Source organism: Paenibacillus sp. 01T47 (genome assembly GCF_056398245.1).
This window is the reverse complement of the sequence record NZ_JBFTPA010000052.1, coordinates 1-5,092: the sequence shown is the minus strand read 5'-3', so window position 1 is coordinate 5,092 and position 5,092 is coordinate 1. Positions and strand designations below refer to the sequence as shown.

General features: G+C 40.2%; 7 protein-coding genes. 2 read left to right on the top strand and 5 right to left on the bottom strand.

Annotated features, from left to right (window positions below; genetic code table 11):
- Positions 1–320: 320 nt before the first annotated feature.
- Positions 321–1,100, top strand: coding sequence for an alpha/beta fold hydrolase (locus tag AC1DOV_RS34425; RefSeq protein WP_477552136.1), 780 nt, complete (start codon positions 321–323; stop codon positions 1,098–1,100).
- A gap of 212 nt (positions 1,101–1,312) precedes the next feature.
- Positions 1,313–1,717: a hypothetical protein gene (locus AC1DOV_RS34420; RefSeq protein WP_477552135.1), complete on the top strand. Its 405-nt coding sequence runs from the start codon at positions 1,313–1,315 to the stop codon at positions 1,715–1,717.
- A gap of 424 nt (positions 1,718–2,141) precedes the next feature.
- On the opposite strand, the gene AC1DOV_RS34415 is transcribed toward AC1DOV_RS34420, so the two are convergent.
- From AC1DOV_RS34415 to AC1DOV_RS34395, 5 genes are all read right to left on the bottom strand, one after another.
- Positions 2,142–2,711 (bottom strand): dihydrofolate reductase family protein, encoded by a 570-nt coding sequence (locus AC1DOV_RS34415; RefSeq protein WP_477552134.1) that lies wholly within the window; start codon positions 2,709–2,711, stop codon positions 2,142–2,144.
- Positions 2,712–2,931: 220 nt separating this feature from the next.
- Positions 2,932–3,198 (bottom strand): hypothetical protein, encoded by a 267-nt coding sequence (locus AC1DOV_RS34410; protein ID WP_477552133.1) that lies wholly within the window; start codon positions 3,196–3,198, stop codon positions 2,932–2,934.
- A 24-nt stretch (positions 3,199–3,222) separates the two neighbouring features.
- Positions 3,223–3,534, bottom strand: a complete 312-nt coding sequence (locus tag AC1DOV_RS34405) for a hypothetical protein (protein ID WP_477552132.1) — start codon at positions 3,532–3,534, stop codon at positions 3,223–3,225.
- A 477-nt stretch (positions 3,535–4,011) separates the two neighbouring features.
- Complete coding sequence (locus AC1DOV_RS34400; RefSeq protein WP_477552131.1) at positions 4,012–4,395, bottom strand: YxiJ family protein; 384 nt, start codon at positions 4,393–4,395, stop codon at positions 4,012–4,014.
- 82 nt (positions 4,396–4,477) lie between these two features.
- Positions 4,478–4,819 carry a hypothetical protein gene (locus AC1DOV_RS34395; RefSeq protein WP_477552130.1) on the bottom strand — a complete coding sequence of 114 codons (342 nt, stop codon included), beginning with the start codon at positions 4,817–4,819 and terminating at the stop codon, positions 4,478–4,480.
- Between the last annotated feature and the right edge of the window lie 273 nt (positions 4,820–5,092).

Here is a 5,092-nt window from a genome sequence, read left to right as displayed (position 1 = left end):
GTTGTAAATAGACCAACACCTTCTATTCCCGCATGCCCTCAAACGGAACTGCCTAGCCCATGTTATGTAATCATTTAAACTCCTATTTAAATCTATATGTGAAATCCTGCGAATTCGCGAGTATTCGTGAGAAAAACCTTATTCTATGAGGGAGCGTAACTACGAAGGGCTGCCACATAGCAGCCCTTTGGATGTTCAGTTTTCCTCAGAAGTCTCTACGTATGATCTAAACCTAATTTGACGCCGAAATTGGGCATTCACCTTGCCTAGGGCGAATATCTTAATGGGGAAGTGCATTTTTAAAAATTGAGGTGATACACTTGGGATATTTCGTTACTGTGGAACCCGGCGTAAAAGTATTTATAGAGGACATCAATCCAAAGGGAAATAAAACGATACTTTTTATTCATGGATGGCCGCTAAACCATAACCAGTTCGAATATCAGTTCAATTACCTTCCCAAGCTCGGATATCGTTGTATCGGAATGGACTGGAGAGGATACGGCAATTCGGATAAACCATTCGACGGTTACGGTTTCGATAGATTAGCAGATGATCTTCGTATGGTCATCGAAGCGTTACAGTTAAAAAACATAATACTAGCAGGACACTCTACCGGAGGCGCGATCTCGATTCGTTATATGGCTCGTTACAAAGGGTACGGGGTATCTAAACTCGTCCTGATCGACGCTGCGTCTCCATCAAGCGTTCCCAAAGAATTTACGAATAAAATCATCGAAGAAACAAACAATGACCGTCCGAAAATGCTGCAAAACCAAACGGAGATTTTTTTCTTTCAATACATTTCTGAACCAAAATCCGAATGGTTCTTTCTAATGGGTTTACAAGCTACGAATTGGTCGACTTCCGCTATTATGGTCACGCTAAGAGACGAGAATGTTTACAACGATCTTGGACAGATCGATGTGCCCACATTAATTATTCATGGAATTCATGATAAAGTCGTTCCGTTTTCCCAAGCTCAGGAAACAAATAAGCTGATTAAAAATTCACAATTAGTTTCATTCCAATACAGCGGTCATTGCCCTTTTTTGGAGGAGCGTGATAGATTCAACCAACTATTATCTTCTTTTGCATAATGCTCATTCTATCTAGGCGTTCCAGCGTTTCATTAATCGAAAAGTCATCAAGTGCATGATATGTTCGTTTTTCATCTATTAATTAAGTTCACTCCCCCTTTTATTACCATTAGCTATCTTCACTTGCTTAGTGACTAAAAAAACCCCCTTCTAACGAAAAGTATTATATAAAACCAGAATGGTAACAGCATGTTGCTAGGAGGGAAAAATTTATGACTAACCAACTTACTGAATGTATTAATCACTCAGCTCAAAATAATCCCAATATAACTTCTATTATGGCCGAAATGATCGCAACTATGGAGAATGACGCAAAACTCAAAAAAGAAATTCTTTTTAAAGTTGATGAAATCAGTATGGAGATTTTCAGAAAAGATAAACTTTGTTATGACGTAGTGAATGCTACTCGTAATAACGGTGATTATTACAAAGCTATGATACTATGGAAACAATTTAGAAATGAAGTAGAGATTGCCCTAGGAGAATTGTATAAGCGAATTCAATGGACAAGGTACCCTGACGAGTGGAGTGAGACATATGAGCTCCTAAAGCGTCGAGCAGCTCTACATGATGATGAGGTGGAAAGATTAGAGCGGCAAGAGTTATTGAGCGTCTAATCAGTTCTATAAATTGGAACAGTCATCTCTTATCACACTCAATTCGAGATCGACCCCGGGTAGTCTTGCGCTCGGGCTACATGTTTGAATTTTGCGATGTCGACACCAACAATTAAAGTAGAAGAAGTGATTTGATTAATGCGTTCATTTATCTTGTAGTCTCCTTGGTTTGATTTGAATCCGGTAGCTGACGAGCAACTTGGTCCCAATAACATCATACCAAGGAGTCTTTTTGTTACTCAAACCTCGTATTTCTTCATAATAGGAATGCTGCCCGTTAGCGTAATGACGAAGGGCTGCCACGCGGCAGCCCTTTAGTTTTCAACTATCGTTACCCGTTGGCTTAACAGGCCGCCGATCGTACCGGCAGCCTGGTGTCGTTGTGCTATCGTTACCCGTTAGTAGAACATCTTGTACGGCACAGCTATTTCTCCAACTCATAGCGGGCTGCGATAATGCCTGACTTGAGCGTTCGGCTGGACAGCAGCTTGAGCCTCATTTTCTCACCGCCGCCGTGGAATGCCGATTTTCCGCCGCCCAAGATGACTGGACAAATCGTCAGCAGGAATTCGTCGATCAGGCCGAGCTCAAGCAACGTCTTCGCCGCCCCCGGACTGCCGAAGATAACGAGATTTTTGCCTGGCTGCTCCTTGAGCGCCTTGATTTCATCTGCAATATTGTCCTTGATCAGTACCGTATTGTTCCATTCGACAATGTCCATAGAGCCGGAAATGACGATCTTCTTCACATCCTGCAGCCATTTGGCATGCTCCATATCGTGCCTCGACGCATCCGGATTATCCAGCACCGTGGGCCAGTAGCTCTCCATCAACCGATACGTCGTTCGTCCGTATACCGGAGAGCCGACTTCGGCTACGACTTCCTCGGCGTATTTCTCTAATTCCTCGTTGTACGGAATCCAATCTAGTCCTCCGTTCGAATCCGACGCATACCCGTCCAGCGATACATGCATGAACAATATGAGTTTTCTCATGTTTGCTTCTCCTCCGATTTCGAATTTAGTTATTCGATTTTTTGGCAGTAGGCTGTGTTTCGTCCTTCTCTTACGTTCACTATAAATCATTACGTTACGTAAGGGTCAAGTGGAAATCTGAAGACAAAAATGTTGCGTATCTGCCCGTTAGCTTAACGAGCAAGAAGCAGCTGCCATTCGGCTAACTGCTCTATGGTCCGTTAAACTATCGTTCTCCTTTTTAGCTCAACGAATTACGATGCAAACCTTTAAAATCATCTATAAAATAGCCTTCTGATTTCCATCCACTATTAGTTTTCTGTATTAATTCCCCGATAGATGATTTAGCTTTACCAAATCTACTCATAAGATTGGCTTTATAATAATCCATATCGCGACCTTCAAAAACATAGTCTAACGCACAATAATTATCTCCCATATATATTGCAAAGTTATAACTGAAGTAGTCTGCAAATTCTTGGCATATTGCCCTTAGTTCAAGTTGCAACTCTTGATTTTCTATAAATTGGTACTACCTAAAACAAGGACTGAACTCACAGATGTACTTATTAAATATAAATCTAAACCCACCAGGGCCTCCAAGCTCAACATATTCTTCATCCCCTATTAGCACGGGATCAAATGGCTCAAAGTTATGTGATTCAATAATACGATCACGATTTAATAACCATTGTCTGTCAAGATGCGGGTTATGAAAATTAACTTCTTTAATACACTTTACAACTTTAGGAAATCTTGTCCCTTTAACAATCTCTTCTTTAAAAACTTCTATGGCTGTAACATCTAATGAGTGTTTAAAAACAGCTGAGAAATTTACCCCCATTTTCCACCTCGCAATTCAAAATTCTTCCATACCATTATATCATTTTTATTCCATGAGAATTAAATTAAACTGTCCGTTAGTTGAACAAAGGGCTGCCAAGCGGCAGCCCTTTCGGTATTGAACTATCGTGTCTCGTTAGCTTAATCATCTGTAATTCTTATGCCCACATATGAGGGAGTAACAATCTAAAGTATTTGACAAATGTGTTTGGTTCTTCGATTGCTAATAAACCCTCAAAAATTGGCTTTTTACTCATTTCGTTTTTTACAAAGAAACTTAAGAACTCTTTCGCATCTCGAATGACAATATTATTTTGAATCCCTGTCAGATTAACTGATTCCTTTAATTTTTGATCTATATCCTGAAGTATTTCTTCATCTTTTCTATGGTCGAGTAAAATACCCCAGGAGGTTGCTAATTCAGTCCAGTCCTTAAAAATCCATCTGTTTCCTCCACTCTGTGAACTATCGTTACCCGTTAGCGCAATCCCTTATCTGCTGCCTCTAAATAGTCGAGAAGCAGCAGACGAGCTTTCTCGAAGTTCTCGTACTCTTTAAAGAACTCCGCGTACTTACCGATACTTCCCTCGATGAATCTATACTGCAGGAACCAATTAAAGAAAGAAAGCTCTAACAATTCTCTTTGTCGGCGAGGAATATCTTCTATCTTACCAGTCAAGACATAGCTTAAAGTACCCGCAATATTCATACAGTAGGTGTTAAAATCGCCATTCAAAGAGTTTTCTTCATCTCTTAACTTCATAAAAACAGAACGGAAATCCTCCTGAATTTTATCAAAATCTCTATACGGGAATGGATTATCTAATTCGATGCTCTTCAATTCATGAACCATTTTATCCATGAGTTACCCCTTTATTAACGTTTTTGCCATTCTCTATTTGTTGAACAAACGATCTTCGATAATTGAATTTTATTCTTTATCTTTAAGTAGTTTGTGCTGCTTCATATGCGTCATTTACTTTCTTTTTACAAATATTTTCCCATGATTCTTTTAGTTCCGATACCATCTTATCGTTATAAGAATTAGGGTCTATATCGCCTCCAAATCCTATCCATGCATCAGGGGCAACTTCACCATTTTCATCTGAATAGGCTATTTCAAGAGGCGCTGGTGCATGCCCTGAGAACTCACAATTTTCCGATAAACAATGGTACCCTCTTTTACGAACTCCGTTTTTATAAAAAGGTGGAACAGGATTAATTTCATATTGGTCACCTATCCCGTAAAGACAGTACAACTCCACAATGGGATGTGCAAAAACCACGTATTAACAACATACCTTCTCAATAAACGTTCATTGTTATAATTCTTGCCACGTTCAAAGTATCCCGCCCCTTAGCGTAACGACGAAGGGCTGCCACTTGGCAGCCCTTTTAGTCTTCATCTATCGTTACCCGTCCCTCGGTTTTAAGGGTTTATCTCACATATACTCACTCATTCGCAGGATTTCATCACCTTGGATTAGGTCGATTTTAAGAAACAGCACAGGTGATACCGGTTGAGGTGGTGGGCTGGGCATGCGGAAATAGAGGAAGGA

Excerpts from the sequence above, each read along its gene's own strand:
- AC1DOV_RS34420 (WP_477552135.1), top strand. The coding sequence starts at position 1,313 with ATGACTAACCAACTTACTGAATGTATTAATCACTCAGCTCAAAATAAT.
- AC1DOV_RS34415 (WP_477552134.1), bottom strand. The coding sequence starts at position 2,711 with ATGAGAAAACTCATATTGTTCATGCATGTATCGCTGGACGGGTATGCG.
- AC1DOV_RS34405 (WP_477552132.1), bottom strand. The coding sequence starts at position 3,534 with ATGGGGGTAAATTTCTCAGCTGTTTTTAAACACTCATTAGATGTTACA.
- AC1DOV_RS34400 (WP_477552131.1), bottom strand. The coding sequence starts at position 4,395 with ATGGATAAAATGGTTCATGAATTGAAGAGCATCGAATTAGATAATCCA.